The organism is Streptomyces swartbergensis, assembly GCF_002148965.1.
GTDB lineage: Bacteria > Actinomycetota > Actinomycetes > Streptomycetales > Streptomycetaceae > Streptomyces > Streptomyces swartbergensis.
Genome location: NZ_NGFN01000204.1, coordinates 1 through 15,521, shown reverse-complemented (window position 1 = coordinate 15,521; position 15,521 = coordinate 1). Strand labels below are relative to the sequence as shown.

Below are 15,521 nucleotides of genomic sequence, written 5' to 3'. Positions count from 1 at the left end.
ACGTAGGCCATGGCGATCGGCTTGCCGAGGGTGGGGGAGGGGGCGCCGGAGGTGACCTCGCCGATCACCTCGCCGCCGGCCACGACCGCGTACCCGGCGCGCGGCACCCGGCGGCCCTCGGCGACGAGCCCGACCAGCACGCGGGGCGGGTTCTGCTCGGCGCGGGCGGCGGCCTCCCGCAGGGCCTCGCGCCCCACGAAGTCGCCCTCCTTCTCGAACTTCACCACCCGGCCGAGCCCGGCGTCGAAGGGCGTCAGGGAGGTGCTCAGCTCGTGCCCGTACAGCGGCATGCCCGCCTCCAGGCGCAGCGTGTCGCGGCAGGACAGCCCGCAGGGGACCAGTCCGGCGCCCTCGCCCGCCTTGGTCAGGGCCTGCCACAGCTCGACCGCGTGCTCCGGCTTCACGAACAGCTCGAAGCCGTCCTCGCCGGTGTACCCGGTGCGGGCGATCAGGGCCGGGACGCCCGCGACCGTGCCCGGCAGGCCGGCGTAGTACTTCAGGCCGTCGAGGTCGGCGTCGGTGAGGGACTTCAGGATCCCCGGGGACTGGGGCCCCTGCACGGCGATCAACGCGTAGGCGTCCCGGTCGTCGCGCACCTCGGCGTCGAAGCCCGCGGAACGTTCCGCCAGGGCGTCCAGCACGACCTGGGCGTTGGAGGCGTTGGCGACGACCATGTACTCGGTGTCCGCGAGCCGGTAGACGATCAGGTCGTCGAGGATGCCGCCGTCGGCCCGGCAGATCATGGTGTAGCGGGCGCGGCCGGGCTTGACGCCGCCGATGTTGCCCACCAGGGCGTAGTCGAGGAGGGCGGCGGCCTGCGGACCGGTGACGGTGATCTCCCCCATGTGGGAGAGGTCGAAGAGCCCGGCCCTCGTGCGCACGGCGTTGTGCTCGTCGCGCTCGGAGCCGTAGCGCAGGGGCATGTCCCAGCCGGCGAAGTCGGTCATCGTCGCGCCGAGCGAACGATGCAGGGCATCGAGCGCGGTGTGGCGGAGTTCTCCTGTGCTGCTCACGGTCGGTCGTCTCCCAAGGGCATGACGGGCGAGGTCGTTCCTCCCCATCTGTCATCGGAACCTGAGAGGTTCGCCATGACCACACAGGACATGGCTTGCACCTTGGGTGGGACCGCCGAGGACGGCGGCCCGCTTTTCAGATGTGCCTCGCCCGCGCGGTAACGGGGCCTGAGAGATTCAAGGGAGGGACTTGCTCCTTCGGCGCCCCAGCGTCAGCGGTGCTGGGGACTCTCCCGCGCGGATTCAAACGGCCGGTATGCAGTTGGCGCGCACATCATTGCACGCATCGTCGCGGGGTGGCAGGGGCACCACCCCTGTAGCAGGCCTGTTGCAGGAAGAGGACTAAAACCAGAGACATCGGGCATTACCTTCTCTTTACACTCAGCGGGGATGGGTCTTCCGTACCTGGCCCCAGGGGAGGACGATCACGGTGAACAGGACCACCGCGTACGCCACGACATCGGGCGTCGCGCTGCCCGGGCAGCCGGCCGCTCCGGCACGGGCGGCCTGCGGCCCGCTGCCGGTGCCGGTCGTCCGCGATCTGCGTGAGCGCGCCGGCCGCAGCCCGCACGCGCTGCTCTTCGGCCCCCGCGACCTCGTCGTGGTCACGGGCCTGCCCGGCAGCGGCAAGTCCACGCTGATGCGGCGCACCGTGCCCGGCCGGCGCATCGACTCCCAGGACACCCGCGACCGCTGGGACGGCCGCATGCCGCGCTTCCTGCCGTACGCGGTCTACCGCCCGCTCGTCCGCCTCGCCCACTACGCCGGGCTGCGCCGCGCCCTGCGCACCGGCGAGGGCGTCGTGGTGCACGACTGCGGCACCCAGGCCTGGGTCCGCCGCTGGCTGGCCCGCGAGGCCCGCCGCCGGGACGGCACCCTGCATCTGCTCATGCTCGCCGTCACGCCCGAGGAGGCCCTGGCCGGCCAGCGCGACCGCGGCCGCGGTGTCTCGAAGTACGCGTTCCTGCGCCACCGCGCGGCGACCACCCGCCTGCTGCGCGCCGTGGAGCGGGGCGAACTGCCCGCGGGCTGCGGCTCGGCGATCCTCGTCGATCGGGACGCGGCGGACACCCTGCGCCGGATCGGGTTCACCGGCTGACCGCGGGCGGCCGCCGAGCCGCTAGCCTTTTGAGCCACAGCAGTGGTTCCAGGCAGGCGGTAGGCAGATGGACTTCCCGGCGGACTTCTCCGCGGACTTCCCGGCGCACACGCAGACCCACCCGCACGGCGGATGGCCAGGCAACGAACTGGAGGAGGTGCTCTCGGCCTCCCTCGGCGCCGGGCCGTCGGCCGGCGGGCGGATCGTCGAGGTGCTCGGCCGGAGTTTCGTCTGGGTCCCCCTGCCGAGCGGCGGCGGCCCGCAGAGCGGCCCCCTCGACCTGCCCGGCATCGAGATCGACGGCCAGGCGTACGTACCGGTGTTCAGCTCCGAGGAGCAGTTCCGCCAGGTCGTCGGCTCCCACATGTCGTACACCATCGCGCCCGCCGTGGAGTTCGCCCGCGGCCTGCCCCCGCACGCCGGGATAGCCGTCAACCCGGGCGGCGTGGTCGGCATACCCCTTCCGCCGCCCGCCGTGGCCGAGCTCTGCCGGGCCGGCCGGACGCCCCTGGACGGCCCCGCGAGCGGCGGCCGGGTCCGCCTCTTCGAGCCCGACTGGCAGGACGACCCGGTGGACTTCCTCGCCGCCGCCTCCGCCGAGTTCGAGGCGATCGGCGTCGTGGTCACGGCCCGCCGCTGCCTCGCCTCGATCGAGACCGCCGACCCGGTGATGTTCGTGGGCGTCGAACTCTCCCAGTGGGAAGGCGACCTGCGCGCCCTCCCCCTGGAGGCCCTGTCCCGGGCCGTGACCAGGTCCCCGGCCCCGTGGCCCGTCAACCTGGTCCTCCTGGACGTGGCGGAGGATCCGGTGGGCGAGTGGATGCGGGAGCGAGTGCGCCCGTTCTTTCAAAGGGTTCACTAGCAGATCTTTCAAGGGCTCACCGGCAGACGCTCCCAGGAGTGAGGTACGCGACCGGGCACGGTCGGACCCGCACCCGCCGGACGAGGCAAGTCCCGAGTCGGCGGGCGGGCTTAAGCTAGGTCACGGTCGAGGCGTTGTACGAAGGGGCGGTAAAGGTGAGCGCGAGCGGCACGGCCGCGGCCGGACAGGTCGAGCACATGCTGCGCCAGGTCACGCCCGGGCGTTACGACGCCTACGAGGCACTCCTGCGCGCGCTCGCGACCCCGCACTCCGGCCAGATCTGGATGCTCCTCTGGCACGGCCAGGCGGGCTCCCCCGACGCCCAGTACGGGAACATGGAGGTCGACGGCTACGGCTACGCCCCCTGTGTGACCTCCGCCCAGGAGCTCTCGGCCAGCGGCTGGAACCGCTCGTACGAGGTGGTCGACGGAGTCGACGTCGCCCGTGCCCTCTACCCCGACCACTACGGCCTCTGGCTCAACCCGCACGCCCCCGGCGGCGGCGTCGGCATCCCCTGGCTCGACCTGCGCCGGATCGCCACGGGCCTGGACCGCCAGCCCGCCGGTCCGCTGCGGCTGTCCGAACCGGCCATCGAGATCCCGCAGTTCTACGCCCTGCTCGCGCAGAACGCCCACCGCACCCCGGCCGTCCGCTCGCTGCGCCGGGCCTGGGTGCAGCCCGCGCTGGGCGCGCCGTATCTCGCCATCGGACTGGACGTGTACGACACCTCGCCGACGGCCGTGGATTCCGTGCGCGCGATGATGCAGCAGTCCCTCGGTGCCGTACCCGACGGGCTGCCCGTCTCGACCGTCGCCATGTCCGACGAACACGACCCGGTCGCCATGTGGCTGCGCGCGAACGCCCGCCCCTTCTACGACCGTGAGGCCCACGCCACCGCCCCTGTCCAGGCCCCGGCCTCCGGCTACGGCTTCCCCCCGGCCCAGGGYAGGTACTGACCCGCCCCGCACCGGCCGTCGCCGCGCCGGCCGCCCAGCTCGCGGATGCCGGATGGTATTGCGTGCAATGCGTACGTTTCAGCGCCGTATCGTCCGGACCACGCGCCTGCGTGTCCGGATAACGGAATCCCCCAGTCGGCATCACGGTTGCGCATACTTTCTCCACCAGGCCTGGCGTGTGATCGTGAGCGCGTTGAAGACTCGCCTCTCAGGCGCGAGGCCGTCGATCCTGTGAGCGATACCAAGCGAGGGATCGGCCTGACGGTGGCCGCACCATCTGCGGACGCCACGCCATAGCCACAGTGGATCAAGCCGCCGACAACGGTGGGCAAGGGGGCCGGTGACCACCGGCGAGAAGGGGCAGGGCACTTGTGACGGCACCGATCGAGACCACCGGATCGCAGGCCGAGGCCCAGCCGGAGGCCGTGCTGGCGGGTGTGAAGTCCCAACACATCGAGGGCCGGTCTCTCGGGCAGATCGCCTGGACCCGTTTCAAGCGCGACAAGGTGGCGGTGGCGGGCGGCGTCGTGGTCGTGCTGCTCATCCTGACGGCCGCCCTGTCCCGCCCGCTGCAGTCGCTGCTGGGCCTCGACCCCAACGCCTTCCACCAGGACCTCATCGACCCCAACACCACTCTCCCCAAGGGTGACTTCGGCGGCATGAGCTGGGACCACCCGCTCGGTGTGGAGCCGAAGTTCGGGCGTGACATCCTCGCCCGCATCCTGGAGGGCTCCTGGGTCTCCCTGGTCGTCGCCTTCGGAGCGACGGTGCTGTCCAATGTGATCGGCACCGTGCTCGGCCTGATCGCGGGCTACTACGGGGGGCGCGTCGACGCGGTCATCAGCCGGCTCATGGACACCTTCCTCGCCTTCCCGCTGCTGCTCTTCGCCATCGCCATCTCGGCGACGCTCCAGGGCGGCGCGTTCGGGCTCGAGGGCCTCCCGCTGCACATCCTCGTGCTGATCTTCGTCATCGGCTTCTTCAACTGGCCCTACATGGGCCGCATCGTCCGCGGTCAGACGCTGGCGCTGCGCGAGCGGGAGTTCGTCGACGCCTCCCGGGGGATGGGCGCTTCCGGGCCGTACATCCTCTTCAAGGAACTGCTGCCGAACCTGGTCGCGCCGATCATCGTCTATTCGACGCTGCTCATCCCGACCAACATCCTCTTCGAAGCCTCCCTCAGCTTCCTCGGCGTGGGCATCCAGCCGCCGCAGGCGTCGTGGGGCGGCATGCTCAACCAGGCCGTCGACTTCTTCGAGGTCGATCCGCAGTACATGCTCGTCCCCGGTCTCGCCATCTTCATCACCGTACTGGCCTTCAACCTCCTCGGTGACGGCCTCCGGGACGCTCTCGACCCCCGCAGCCGCTGACGTCTGCGGTCGCGGCCGGTGCCGCGTCCAGCCCAAGTGTTCAACTTCAGAAGGGGAATCCGACCATCATGCGAAGGTCAGCAATTGCCGTCGCCGCGGCCCTCAGCAGCGCCAGCCTCGTGTTGGCGGGCTGCAGCAAGGCCGACGACAACGGCGACGACGGCGGCAGCAAGGCGACCGCCGACGCCGCCACGAACTCGGTCGTGAACGCCTCTACGGAGAAGGGCGGCACGGTCACCTACGCGATGTCCGACGTCCCGGACTCGTTCGACCCGGGCAACACGTACTACGCGTACATGTACAACTTCAGCCGTCTCTACGCGCGTCCGCTGCTCACCTTCAAGCCGGCCCCCGGCGAGAAGGGCAACGAGATCGTGCCGGACCTCGCGCAGTCCAAGGGCCAGTCGTCCGACGGCGGCAAGACCTGGACGTACAAGCTCCGCCAGGGCGTGAAGTACGAGGACGGCACCGAGGTCACCTCGGCGGACGTCAAGTACGCGGTGGAGCGCTCCAACTTCGCCCGTGACGTGCTCTCCCTCGGCCCGAACTACTTCGCCCAGTTCCTGGACGGCGGCGACAAGTACAAGGGCCCGTACAAGGACAAGAGCGGCAAGGGCCTGGCGTCGATCGAGACGCCGGACAAGTACACGATCACCTTCAAGCTCAAGCAGCCGTTCACGGACTTCGACTACCTGGTCACCGCCCCGCAGACGGCTCCGGTGCCGAAGGCCAAGGACACCGGCGTCGACTACACCAAGAAGATCGTCTCCTCCGGCTCGTACAAGTTCCAGAGCTACGAGGAGGGCAAGTCGGTCACCCTGGTGCGCAACCCCGAGTGGAACGCCAAGACCGACCCGCTGCGCAAGCAGTACCCGGACAAGATCGTGGTCAACCTGAAGGTCAACCAGGCCACGATCGACAAGGACCTGATGGCCGGCACCACCACCGTCGACCTCGCGGGCCGCGGCGTGGACACGCAGACCCAGGCCCAGCTGCTCAACAACAAGGACAAGAAGGCCAACACCGACAACACCTACGGTGGCCGTCTCGTCTACGCGGCGCTCAACACCACGGTCAAGCCGTTCGACAACGTCGAGTGCCGCAAGGCCGTGCAGTACGCCATCGACAAGGTGGCCGTGCAGACCGCGCAGGGCGGCCCGGTCCGCGGTGACATCGCCTCCACGGTGCTGCCGCCGGACGTGATCGGCTACCAGAAGTTCGACTCCTACCCCACCCAGGGCAACAAGGGTGACGCCACCAAGGCCAAGGAGCACCTGAAGGCCTGCAAGCAGCCCAGCGGCTTCAAGACCTACATCTCCGCGCGCAGCGACCGTCAGCAGGAGGTCGACGCGGCCACGGCGATCATCGACTCGCTGAAGAAGGTCGGCATCAACGCCGAGATGAAGCAGTACCCGTCCGGCAAGTACTTCACGGACTACGCCGGTGTCCCCGCCTTCGCCAAGAAGCAGAACATCGGCATCATGATGATGCAGTGGGGCGCCGACTGGCCGACGGGCTACGGCTTCCTGAACCAGATCCTCAACGGCAAGGCCATCAGCTCCTCCGGTAACACCAACCTCTCGTCGTTCGACAACGCGGAGGTCAACAAGCTGCTCGACGAGACCATCCAGAACCCCGACGAGTCGGCACGCAACGCCGCCTACGCCGAGGTCGACAAGAAGACGATGGACGAGGCCGTCATCGTGCCGCTGACCTACTTCAAGGTCTTGCTGTACCGCTCGCCGAACGCCACCAACGTGGTCTCCTCGGCCGCCTGGAGCGGTCAGTACGACGCCCTCAACCTCGGTACGACGAAGAAGTAGCGCGAAGAGCAGCCCTGGAAGGCAGGTGAAGGCATTGGCGCCCGTGGGTCTCACCCCCCGCGGGCGCCGGCGCCGGTCCCCGTGATCTCGTACATCATCCGCCGGGCGATCGCGGCAGTGATCCTGCTGCTGGTCGTCACCGCGGTCACCTTCGGCATCTTCTTCCTGCTGCCGAGACTGGCCGGGCAGAGTCCCGACCAGCTGGCCGCCCAGTACATCGGAAAGAACCCTTCGCCCGAGGACATCCTGGCGGTCAAGCAGAACCTCGGGCTCGACAAGCCGGTCTACGAGCAGTACTGGGAGTTCATCAAGGGGATCGTCTCCGGCGCCACTTACAACCTCGGCCCGACCACGGCCAAGTGTGAAATGCCCTGCTTCGGCTATTCGTTCAAGAACCACATCGAGGTCTGGCCGCAGCTCGTGGACCGGCTGCCGGTGACCATCTCCCTGGCCGCGGGCGCCGCCGTGCTGTGGCTGCTGTCGGGTGTCGCCGCCGGTGTGATCTCCGCGCTCAAGCCGGGTTCGTTCTTCGACCGCGCCGCGATGGGCGTGGCCCTCGCCGGTGTGTCACTCCCCATGTTCTTCACCGGCCAGCTGGCCCTGCTCGTCTTCAGCTATCAGCTGGACATCTTCGGGCGGACCTATGTGCCGTTCACCGAGAACCCGTCCCAGTGGGCCAACACCCTGTTCCTGCCGTGGTGTTCGCTGGCCCTGCTGTACTCCGCCATCTACGCGCGGCTCACCCGGTCCGGCATGCTCGAAACCATGAACGAGGACTTCATCCGCACCGCACGGGCCAAGGGCCTGAAGGAGCGCAAGGTCGTCGTCAAGCACGGTCTGCGGGCGGCGCTCACGCCGATCGTGACGGTCTTCGGCATGGACATCGGCCTGCTGCTCGGCGGCGCGGTGATCACCGAGTCGGTGTTCTCCCTGCCCGGCATCGGCCAGTACGCCGTCCAGGCCATCACCGACAACGACCTGCCGCCGATCCTGGGCGTCACCCTGCTGGCGGCCTTCTTCGTCGTGCTCTGCAACCTGGTGGTGGACGTGCTGTACGCCACCGTCGACCCGCGCGTGAGGCTCTCGTGACCGAACTGACCAAGACCGGGGCCGCCGTGGGCGAGCCGACGCCCAGCGGGGAGGGCCCCCGGGCATTCCTCGACGTGCGCGACCTCAAGGTGCACTTCCCGACCGACGACGGCCTGGTCAAGTCCGTCGACGGGCTCTCCTTCCAGCTGGAGAAGGGCCAGACCCTCGGCATAGTGGGCGAGTCCGGCTCCGGCAAGTCGGTGACCTCGCTGGCCATCATGGGCCTGCACCGCCTCGGCAACCGCGGCAAGAACGTGCGGATGTCCGGCGAGATCTGGCTCGACGGCAAGGAACTCGTCTCGGCGAGCCCCGACGAGGTGCGCCGGCTGCGCGGTCACGAGATGGCGATGATCTTCCAGGACCCGCTGTCCGCGATGCACCCGTACTACACGGTCGGCAACCAGATCGTCGAGGCGTACCGGGTCCACCACGACGTCGACAAGAAGACCGCCCGCAGGCGCGCCGTCGAACTCCTCGACCGGGTCGGCATCCCCGAGCCCGACAAGCGCCTCAACAGCTACCCGCACGAGTTCTCCGGCGGTATGCGCCAGCGCGCCATGATCGCCATGGCGCTGGTCAACAACCCCGAGCTGCTGATCGCGGACGAGCCGACCACCGCGCTCGACGTGACCGTGCAGGCGCAGATCCTCGACCTGATCCGGGACCTGCAGAAGGAGTTCGGCTCCGCGGTCATCATCATCACGCACGACCTCGGCGTGGTCGCCGAGATCGCCGACGACATCCTCGTGATGTACGGCGGGCGCTGCGTGGAACGCGGACCGGTCGACACGATCTTCTACGAGCCGCAGCACCCCTACACCTGGGGCCTGCTCGGCTCGATGCCGCGGATCGACCGTGAGCAGACCGACCGGCTCATCCCGGTCAAGGGTCAGCCGCCCAGCCTCATCAACGTCCCCTCGGGGTGCGCGTTCAACCCGCGCTGTCCGTACGCGGACGTCCCCAAGGGCGGGATCACCCGCACCGAGCGGCCCGAGCTGCGCGAGGTGGGTGGCAGGCACTTCACCGCCTGCCACCTGTCGCAGGAGGACCGCACCCGGATCTGGAACGAAGAGATTGCGCCGAAGCTGTGAGCGAGACCGATACCCGGGCAGGGACGACGGCCGTGACCGACGATGAGACACCGCTGCTCAAGGTCGAGGGACTGGTCAAGCACTTCCCCATCAAGAAGGGCCTGCTGCAGCGGCAGGCCGGGGCAGTCAAGGCCGTGGACGGCATCGACTTCGAGGTGCGCCGCGGCGAGACCCTCGGCGTCGTCGGCGAGTCGGGCTGCGGCAAGTCGACCATGGGCCGTCTCATCACCCGGCTGCTCGAACCCAGCGGCGGGAAGATCGAGTTCGACGGTAAGGACATCACGCACCTCGGCACGAGCGGCATGCGCCCGCTCCGCCGCGACGTGCAGATGATCTTCCAGGACCCGTACGGCTCGCTGAACCCCCGGCACACCATCGGCACCATCGTCTCGGCGCCGTTCAGGCTGCAGGGCGTGGAGCCCGAGGGCGGCGTCAAGCAGGAGGTCCAGCGGCTCCTGGAGCTGGTGGGCCTGAGCCCCGAGCACTACAACCGTTACCCGCACGAGTTCTCCGGCGGCCAGCGGCAGCGCATCGGCATCGCCCGGGCACTGGCCCTGAAGCCGCGGATGGTCGTGGCCGACGAGCCGGTCTCCGCGCTCGACGTGTCGATCCAGGCGCAGGTCGTAAACCTGATGGACGACCTTCAGGACGAGCTCGGCCTGACGTACGTGATCATCGCGCACGACCTGTCGGTCGTCCGGCACGTCTCGGACCGGATCGCGGTGATGTACCTCGGCAAGATCGTCGAGTTGGCCGACCGCGACTCGCTGTACGCCAGTCCGATGCACCCGTACACCAAGGCCCTGCTGTCGGCGGTGCCGATCCCGGATCCGCGGCGCAGGGCGGCCAAGAGCGAGCGCATCCTGCTCAGAGGCGACGTGCCCTCGCCGATCGCCCCGCCGAGCGGGTGCCGCTTCCACACCCGGTGCTGGAAGGCCACGCAGATCTGCAAGAGCACCGAGCCGCCGCTGATCGAACTGCGGCCCGGCCAGCGCGTCGCCTGCCACCACCCGGAGAACTTCGAGGACCAGGCCCCGCAGGACACCGTTCTGCTGTCCGCCGCGAAGGAGGCGGCGGCACTGGTCGCCGACGAGGTGCTGGCCGAGTCGGCACAGACGTCGGCGGCGGTGGCGGCGGAGAAGGAGAAGGGGCCGGAGTCCTCCAAGGAGGGTGCCGGGACGGAGGCGGAGGCCGCCGCGGAGGAAGCGGCAGAGTCTGCCTCCAAGGAGCCCGGGGACACGTGACCCAGCCCTGCCAGAGCGCCTCTGCCTTGACAATTAAGGCCGAGGCGCTCTGGCAGGTAAGAATGTTCGGGTGCTCCAGCAACTCTTCAGTCCGTCCGTCCAGCACACGCTCGACCTGATCGGCATCTTCGTCTTCGCGATCTCCGGCGCCCTGCTGGCCGTGCGCAAGAACTTCGACGTGTTCGGCATCGCCGTGCTCGCCGAGGTCACCGCGCTGGGCGGCGGGCTCTTCCGTGATCTGGTCATCGGGGCCGTACCGCCCGCCGCCTTCACGGACCTGGGGTACTTCCTCACCCCGCTGCTCGCCACGCTCCTCGTCTTCTTCCTGCATCCGCAGGTGGAGCGCATCCAGGTCGCCGTGAACGTCTTCGACGCGGCCGGCCTCGGCCTGTTCTGCGTCGCCGGCACGATCAAGGCGTACGAGTACGGGCTCGGCCTGACCGCCTCCGCCGGCCTGGGGCTGACCACCGCCGTGGGCGGCGGTGTGCTGCGGGACGTCCTCGCCAACGAGGTGCCCTCGCTGCTGCGCTGGGACCGCGACCTGTACGCGGTCCCGGCGATCGTCGGCGCCGCCCTGGTCGCCCTGTGCATCCGATACGACGCCCTGAACCCGCTCACCAGCAGCCTCGCGGTGGTCACCGCCTTCGTACTGCGCCTGCTCGCGATGCGGTTCCACTGGCGAGCTCCGCGGGCCTGGCACCGGCGGTCGACGGTGAGCGAGGAGGAGCAGCCCGTCCTGCCGTGACGGGGCCGCGGCCGGTCACCTCCGTCAGCCAGCGGAACGCCGGGACCACCTGCGGCCGCCACAGCGCCATGGTGTGACCGCCCGCGCTCCTCGGGATGTACACCACGTGCACGGTCGTCGGCGCCTTCGCGGCCTGTTCGAGGGCGATGGCCGCCTCGTAGCCGTCGTGCGGCTGGCCGGAGAGGTAGAGCGAGATGCGCGGCGGGACGGGCGCCTTGCGGAGCAGCAGGTAGGGGTTGTTCTCGGCCCGGAGGGTGGGGTTCTGCGCGGCGAGCGAGTCGCGTTCGCCGATCGGGTCGTTGTAGCCGGACAGGCTGACGGCGGCCCCGTAGCGGTCGGGGTGGGCGACGGCGAGCTTGGCCGCGCAGTGGGCCCCGGCCGAGTAGCCGGCCACCGCCCAGCCCCGCGGGGCGGACTCGGCACGGAAGTTGTCCATGACCATCACCGGCACGTCGACGCTCAGCCAGGTGTCGGCGTCGACCGTGCCCGGGATGTTGGCGCAGCCGGTGTCCACCCCGGCCAGCAGATTGGTGCGCGGCGCGACCAGGATGAACGGGGCGACCTGTCCGTCCCGCATCAGCGGCTCCAGCTGCTCGTTCACGTGCAGCGAGCCGAACCAGGCCTTCGCCGAGCCGGGGTAGCCGGGCAGCAGCTCCACGACCGGGAACTTGTGGTGCCGGTAGGCCGGTTCGTCGTACTGCGGCGGGAGCCAGACGTAGACCTCGGCGTTCACACCCGACACCCGGCCCTTGAGCTGGGTGACCCGTACCCCGCCGGCCGCGCGCATGCCGGGCCCGGTGGCGGGCCGGAAGGTCTGACGCACCTTCGGCAGCCGCTTCAGGGCGATGCCTCCGGTGCCGTCGGCGCCCAGGTCGGCCGCCTGCTGCACGTGGTCGCCGGTGCCGAGCAGGTCGGCCCAGTTGTCGTACAGGTTGTTGGCGTTGTTGACCAGCGTGAAGACCAGCGCCACGGCGGTCCCCTGCGCGAACAGCAGCATCAGCGCGCGCGTCACGGTGCGCAGGGCGCGCGGGCCGCGGACGCGCGACCACAGGGCGAGCGGCAGCGCCAGCGCGACGACCGACAGCGCGATCAGCGTGTAGAGGAACGGAGTCCCGGTGAGGCTCATGTCTCGTCAGAGGGACGGACGGCCCTTCGGGTTTACGGACGAGTGCGGACACTTACCGAAAAATTGCCGGCCCCTCACCCAAGACGGAACCGGCCAAAGCTACCGCTTAGTAGTTAGTTCTTGTACTGTTCAGCCATGCCTGAAGCAGCCACCGCACCGGCCGTCCGGGCCACGATCGGCGACAGCGAGTTCGACCGCGACACCGCGCTCACCCGACGCGCGCCCGGCGTCTACGACATCGACCTCTCCGCCGGCTGGACGATCATCAGCGCCGTCAACGGCGGCTATCTGCTGGCCGTCCTGGGCCGCGCGCTCGCGGACACCCTGCCGCACGCCGACCCCTTCACCATCTCGGCGCACTACCTCACCGCGTCGCAGCCCGGCCCGGCGGTCGTCCGCACGGACACCGTCCGCACCGGCCGGACCCTGTCGACCGGACAGGCCTCCCTCTTCCAGTACGACGACGAGGGCCGCGAGGTGGAACGCATCCGCGTCCTCGCCTCCTACGGCGACCTGGACGCCCTGCCCGACGACGTCCGGACGACGGCCACTGCGCCCGCGATCCCGCCGCTGGAGCACTGCTTCGGCCCCGAGGACGGGCCGGCGCCCGTCGACGGCAGCTCGGCGATCGCCGACCGGCTGATGCTCAAGCTGGACCCGTCGACCCTGGGCTGGGCCCTCGGCAAGCCCTCAGGCAAGGGCGAGATGCGGGCCTGGTTCGGGCTCGCGGACGGCCGTGACCACGACCCGCTCTCCCTGCTGCTGGCGGTGGACGCCCTGCCGCCCACCGCCTTCGAACTCGGGCTGAAGGGCTGGGTGCCCACCGTCGAGCTGACCGTGCACGTCCGCTGCCGCCCGGCGCCGGGCCCGCTGCGCGTGTCGATCACCACGCGCAACCTCGCCGGCGGCTTCCTGGAGGAGGACGCCGAGGTGTGGGACAGCGCCGACCGGCTGGTGGCGCAGTCCCGTCAGCTCGCGCGGGTCAGGCTCGGCTGAGCGGTTCGCGTCCCAGCCAGGCCGCCAGCCTGCCGTAGGCGTCGGCGCCCTCGGGGGCCGGCCGGGCCGTGGCGAACGGCGTGTTCTCGTCGCGCTGTTCGTCCGGAAGCATGCGCCGGGCGACGGTCAGCGCGAACTCGGCGAGTTCCGGGTCGAGTTCGCGCGGATGCCCCAGGGCCTCCGACAGGTCCCAGGTGTGGGTCACCGTCTCCAGGACGTAGGCCGACAGGGCGGCCCGGCCGGGCATCTCGCCGAACGGCAGGCGCACCACCGTGTCCAGCAGGTCGTCGCCCGCCCAGGCCTTCACGGCCCGGGTCCTGGCCTCGTCGTACGCGGCCGTCCAGCCGTCGTCCGGCACGCCCTCGGCGAACGGCCGTACCGCGACCGCGTCACCGCCCTCGGCGACGACGGCCACCCGGTGGGTCGCGCCGGTGAGATGGCTCAGCAGGGTGCGCACGTCGAACTCGGTGCACGGCGTGGGGCCGTCCAGCTGCTCCGCGCGGACGGACGCGATGAGCTCGGCGGCCTGCTCCGCGGCGCGGCCGAACAGCGGACGGGGATCGTTGGTCATGAAACTCCTCCTGAGTGCGTGGACAGGTGGAGCATGGCCGGAAAACCTGACAGCTGCCGTCAACATTTGCCCGGGCTCTCGCCCGCCGCGATGCTGATGCCGTGAAGTCCGACCGCCTGCTGTCGATCCTGCTGCTCCTCCAGACCCGCGGCCGGGTCCCCGCACGCGAACTCGCCGAACGGCTGGAGGTGTCGGTGCGCACCGTCTACCGCGACGTCGAGTCCCTGTCGGCCGCCGGTGTCCCGGTCTACGCCGAACGCGGCCGGCACGGCGGCATCGAACTGCTCGCCGGGTTCCGTACGGACGTCACGGGTCTGACCGCCGACGAGTCCCGCGCGTTGTTCGTCCTGGCCGCGCAGGGCGCGCACGCCGCGCTCGGCCTGGACGCGGCGTTCGGCTCGGCCCTGCGCAAGGTGATGGCCGCGCTGCCGGCCCCGCACCGCCCGGCCGCCGAGACGGCATCCCGCCGCATCCTCGTCGACGCCACCCGCTGGCGCGGCCGGCCGCAACCGGCCGTCGACCTGGAGGTGCTGAGGGACGCGGTCTTCGCCGACCGCAGGCTGCRGCTGCGCTACCGGCACAGCGGAGAGCGCCAGGCGCGGACGTACACCGTCGACCCGTACGGCCTCGTCGCCAAGGCCGGCGTCTGGTACCTGGTCGCCGACCGGCGGTCCGAACCCCGGCTCTTCCGCGTGGACCGGGTGCGCTCCGCCCGGCTCCTCGACGAGCCCGTACGGCGGCGCCCGGGCGTCGAACTCGCCGATGCCTGGGAGGGCCTGCGCCGCCAGGTCGAGGAGCGGCCCGGCGGGCTGGACGTCACCGTCCGGGTGCGGCGCGACCGGCTCGACATGTTCCTGCGGCTGACGGCCTTCCTCCCGTCGAAAATCCTCGACGACGACGGCGAGAGCGAGTGGGCGACCGTGCGGCTGACGTACGGGATCCTTCCCGAGACCCGCCAACTGCTCGTGTTCGCCGACCAGGTGGAGGTCCTCTCGCCTCCTCAGGCGCGCGAGGAACTGGCCCGGGCGGCTGCTTCCGTCACAGAGCTGTACCGGCGCTCCGGTGCGGCCCCGGGGTGAAACGCCTGTTCGGCGGGGTGTCTTGAGGCGCACTTTGCCCTGCTGACAGGGCGGTCACAGCGTGGTCCCAGCGGAGCCCTGAGCGGCGTTGGTTGAGTGCCCGCCTCAGACTTCCTCATCTTCCCTGGAGTCGACTCTCATGAAGCGTGTGCGTCTCGTTCCTGCCGTGGCCCTGCTGGCGCTCTCGCCCCTGGCCCTGGTGGCCTGCGGTTCCGGCGGCTCCTCGACGTCTTCGGGCAGCGGCGGAGGTTCCGGGCGGCAGCAGGCCTGCCAGGCGCCGTCAGGGGCGCCGAGCGGGGCGCCGTCGGGGGTTCCCTCAGGGGCTCCGTCCGGTGCGCCGTCGGGTTCCCCTTCCGGGGGTCCGGCGGGTGCGCCGTCGGGTGCTGCGTCCGGTGGTGCCGAGTCGGCGGGGACGCCGTCCGGGGTGCCTTCGGGGATGCCCAGCGGGGTGCCGGGG

15 protein-coding genes and 2 riboswitches are annotated in these 15,521 nt (G+C 70.4%); of the genes, 11 read left to right on the top strand and 4 right to left on the bottom strand.

What is annotated here, in order from left to right; genetic code table 11:
• Positions 1-947: glycine cleavage system aminomethyltransferase GcvT (gcvT, locus tag CA983_RS27650; protein ID WP_425276482.1), on the bottom strand; the 947-nt coding region annotated here is incomplete at its 3' end.
• A gap of 104 nt (positions 948-1,051) precedes the next feature.
• Positions 1,052-1,159: riboswitch (glycine riboswitch) on the bottom strand.
• Positions 1,160-1,259, bottom strand: a riboswitch (glycine riboswitch). It abuts the riboswitch before it with no gap.
• Between the two features lie 184 nt (positions 1,260-1,443).
• Here gcvT and CA983_RS27645 point away from each other — a divergent pair.
• The 9 genes from CA983_RS27645 to CA983_RS27605 all read left to right on the top strand — a co-directional run bounded on the left by CA983_RS27645 (position 1,444) and on the right by CA983_RS27605 (position 11,292).
• On the top strand, positions 1,444-2,112 hold the full coding sequence (locus CA983_RS27645) for an AAA family ATPase (RefSeq protein WP_086603552.1): 669 nt from the start codon (positions 1,444-1,446) through the stop codon (positions 2,110-2,112).
• 67 nt (positions 2,113-2,179) lie between these two features.
• Positions 2,180-2,974, top strand: coding sequence for an enhanced serine sensitivity protein SseB (locus CA983_RS27640; RefSeq protein ID WP_086603551.1), 795 nt, complete (start codon positions 2,180-2,182; stop codon positions 2,972-2,974).
• A 155-nt stretch (positions 2,975-3,129) separates the two neighbouring features.
• The gene (locus tag CA983_RS27635; protein WP_086603550.1) at positions 3,130-3,930 is read left to right on the top strand and encodes an enhanced serine sensitivity protein SseB C-terminal domain-containing protein; all 801 of its coding nucleotides are present in this window, start codon (positions 3,130-3,132) and stop codon (positions 3,928-3,930) included.
• Between the two features lie 371 nt (positions 3,931-4,301).
• Complete coding sequence (locus CA983_RS27630) at positions 4,302-5,300, top strand: ABC transporter permease (protein ID WP_086603549.1); 999 nt, start codon at positions 4,302-4,304, stop codon at positions 5,298-5,300.
• Between the two features lie 68 nt (positions 5,301-5,368).
• Positions 5,369-7,123, top strand: a complete 1,755-nt coding sequence (locus CA983_RS27625; protein WP_208637057.1) for an ABC transporter substrate-binding protein — start codon at positions 5,369-5,371, stop codon at positions 7,121-7,123.
• Between the two features lie 81 nt (positions 7,124-7,204).
• Complete coding sequence (locus CA983_RS27620; RefSeq protein ID WP_059422738.1) at positions 7,205-8,212, top strand: ABC transporter permease; 1,008 nt, start codon at positions 7,205-7,207, stop codon at positions 8,210-8,212.
• Positions 8,209-9,303, top strand: coding sequence for an ABC transporter ATP-binding protein (locus CA983_RS27615; RefSeq protein ID WP_086603548.1), 1,095 nt, complete (start codon positions 8,209-8,211; stop codon positions 9,301-9,303). The genes CA983_RS27620 and CA983_RS27615 overlap by 4 nt, the downstream gene beginning before the upstream one ends.
• Positions 9,300-10,547, top strand: coding sequence for an ABC transporter ATP-binding protein (locus tag CA983_RS27610; RefSeq protein WP_086603547.1), 1,248 nt, complete (start codon positions 9,300-9,302; stop codon positions 10,545-10,547). Before CA983_RS27615 ends, CA983_RS27610 begins: the two co-directional genes overlap by 4 nt.
• Positions 10,548-10,617: 70 nt before the next feature.
• Positions 10,618-11,292 (top strand): trimeric intracellular cation channel family protein, encoded by a 675-nt coding sequence (locus CA983_RS27605; RefSeq protein ID WP_086603546.1) that lies wholly within the window; start codon positions 10,618-10,620, stop codon positions 11,290-11,292.
• On the opposite strand, the gene CA983_RS27600 is transcribed toward CA983_RS27605, so the two are convergent.
• Positions 11,183-12,418 carry an alpha/beta hydrolase gene (locus tag CA983_RS27600; protein WP_086603545.1) on the bottom strand — a complete coding sequence of 412 codons (1,236 nt, stop codon included), beginning with the start codon at positions 12,416-12,418 and terminating at the stop codon, positions 11,183-11,185. The genes CA983_RS27605 and CA983_RS27600 overlap by 110 nt on opposite strands.
• Positions 12,419-12,553: 135 nt before the next feature.
• Here CA983_RS27600 and CA983_RS27595 point away from each other — a divergent pair, with 135 nt between their 5' ends.
• Entirely contained in the window at positions 12,554-13,414 is an 861-nt protein-coding gene (locus CA983_RS27595; RefSeq protein WP_086603544.1) for a thioesterase family protein, read from the top strand.
• Here the strand turns inward: CA983_RS27595 and CA983_RS27590 are convergent.
• On the bottom strand, positions 13,401-13,985 hold the full coding sequence (locus CA983_RS27590) for a TIGR03086 family metal-binding protein (RefSeq protein ID WP_086603543.1): 585 nt from the start codon (positions 13,983-13,985) through the stop codon (positions 13,401-13,403). The two genes, CA983_RS27595 and CA983_RS27590, sit on opposite strands and share 14 nt — an antisense overlap.
• Before the next feature lie 101 nt (positions 13,986-14,086).
• Here CA983_RS27590 and CA983_RS27585 point away from each other — a divergent pair, with 101 nt between their 5' ends.
• Complete coding sequence (locus CA983_RS27585; RefSeq protein ID WP_086603542.1) at positions 14,087-15,064, top strand: helix-turn-helix transcriptional regulator; 978 nt, start codon at positions 14,087-14,089, stop codon at positions 15,062-15,064.
• A gap of 105 nt (positions 15,065-15,169) precedes the next feature.
• Here the strand turns inward: CA983_RS27585 and CA983_RS47255 are convergent.
• A partial coding sequence (locus CA983_RS47255) for a hypothetical protein (RefSeq protein WP_208637056.1) occupies positions 15,170-15,521 on the bottom strand: 352 nt, incomplete at its 5' end.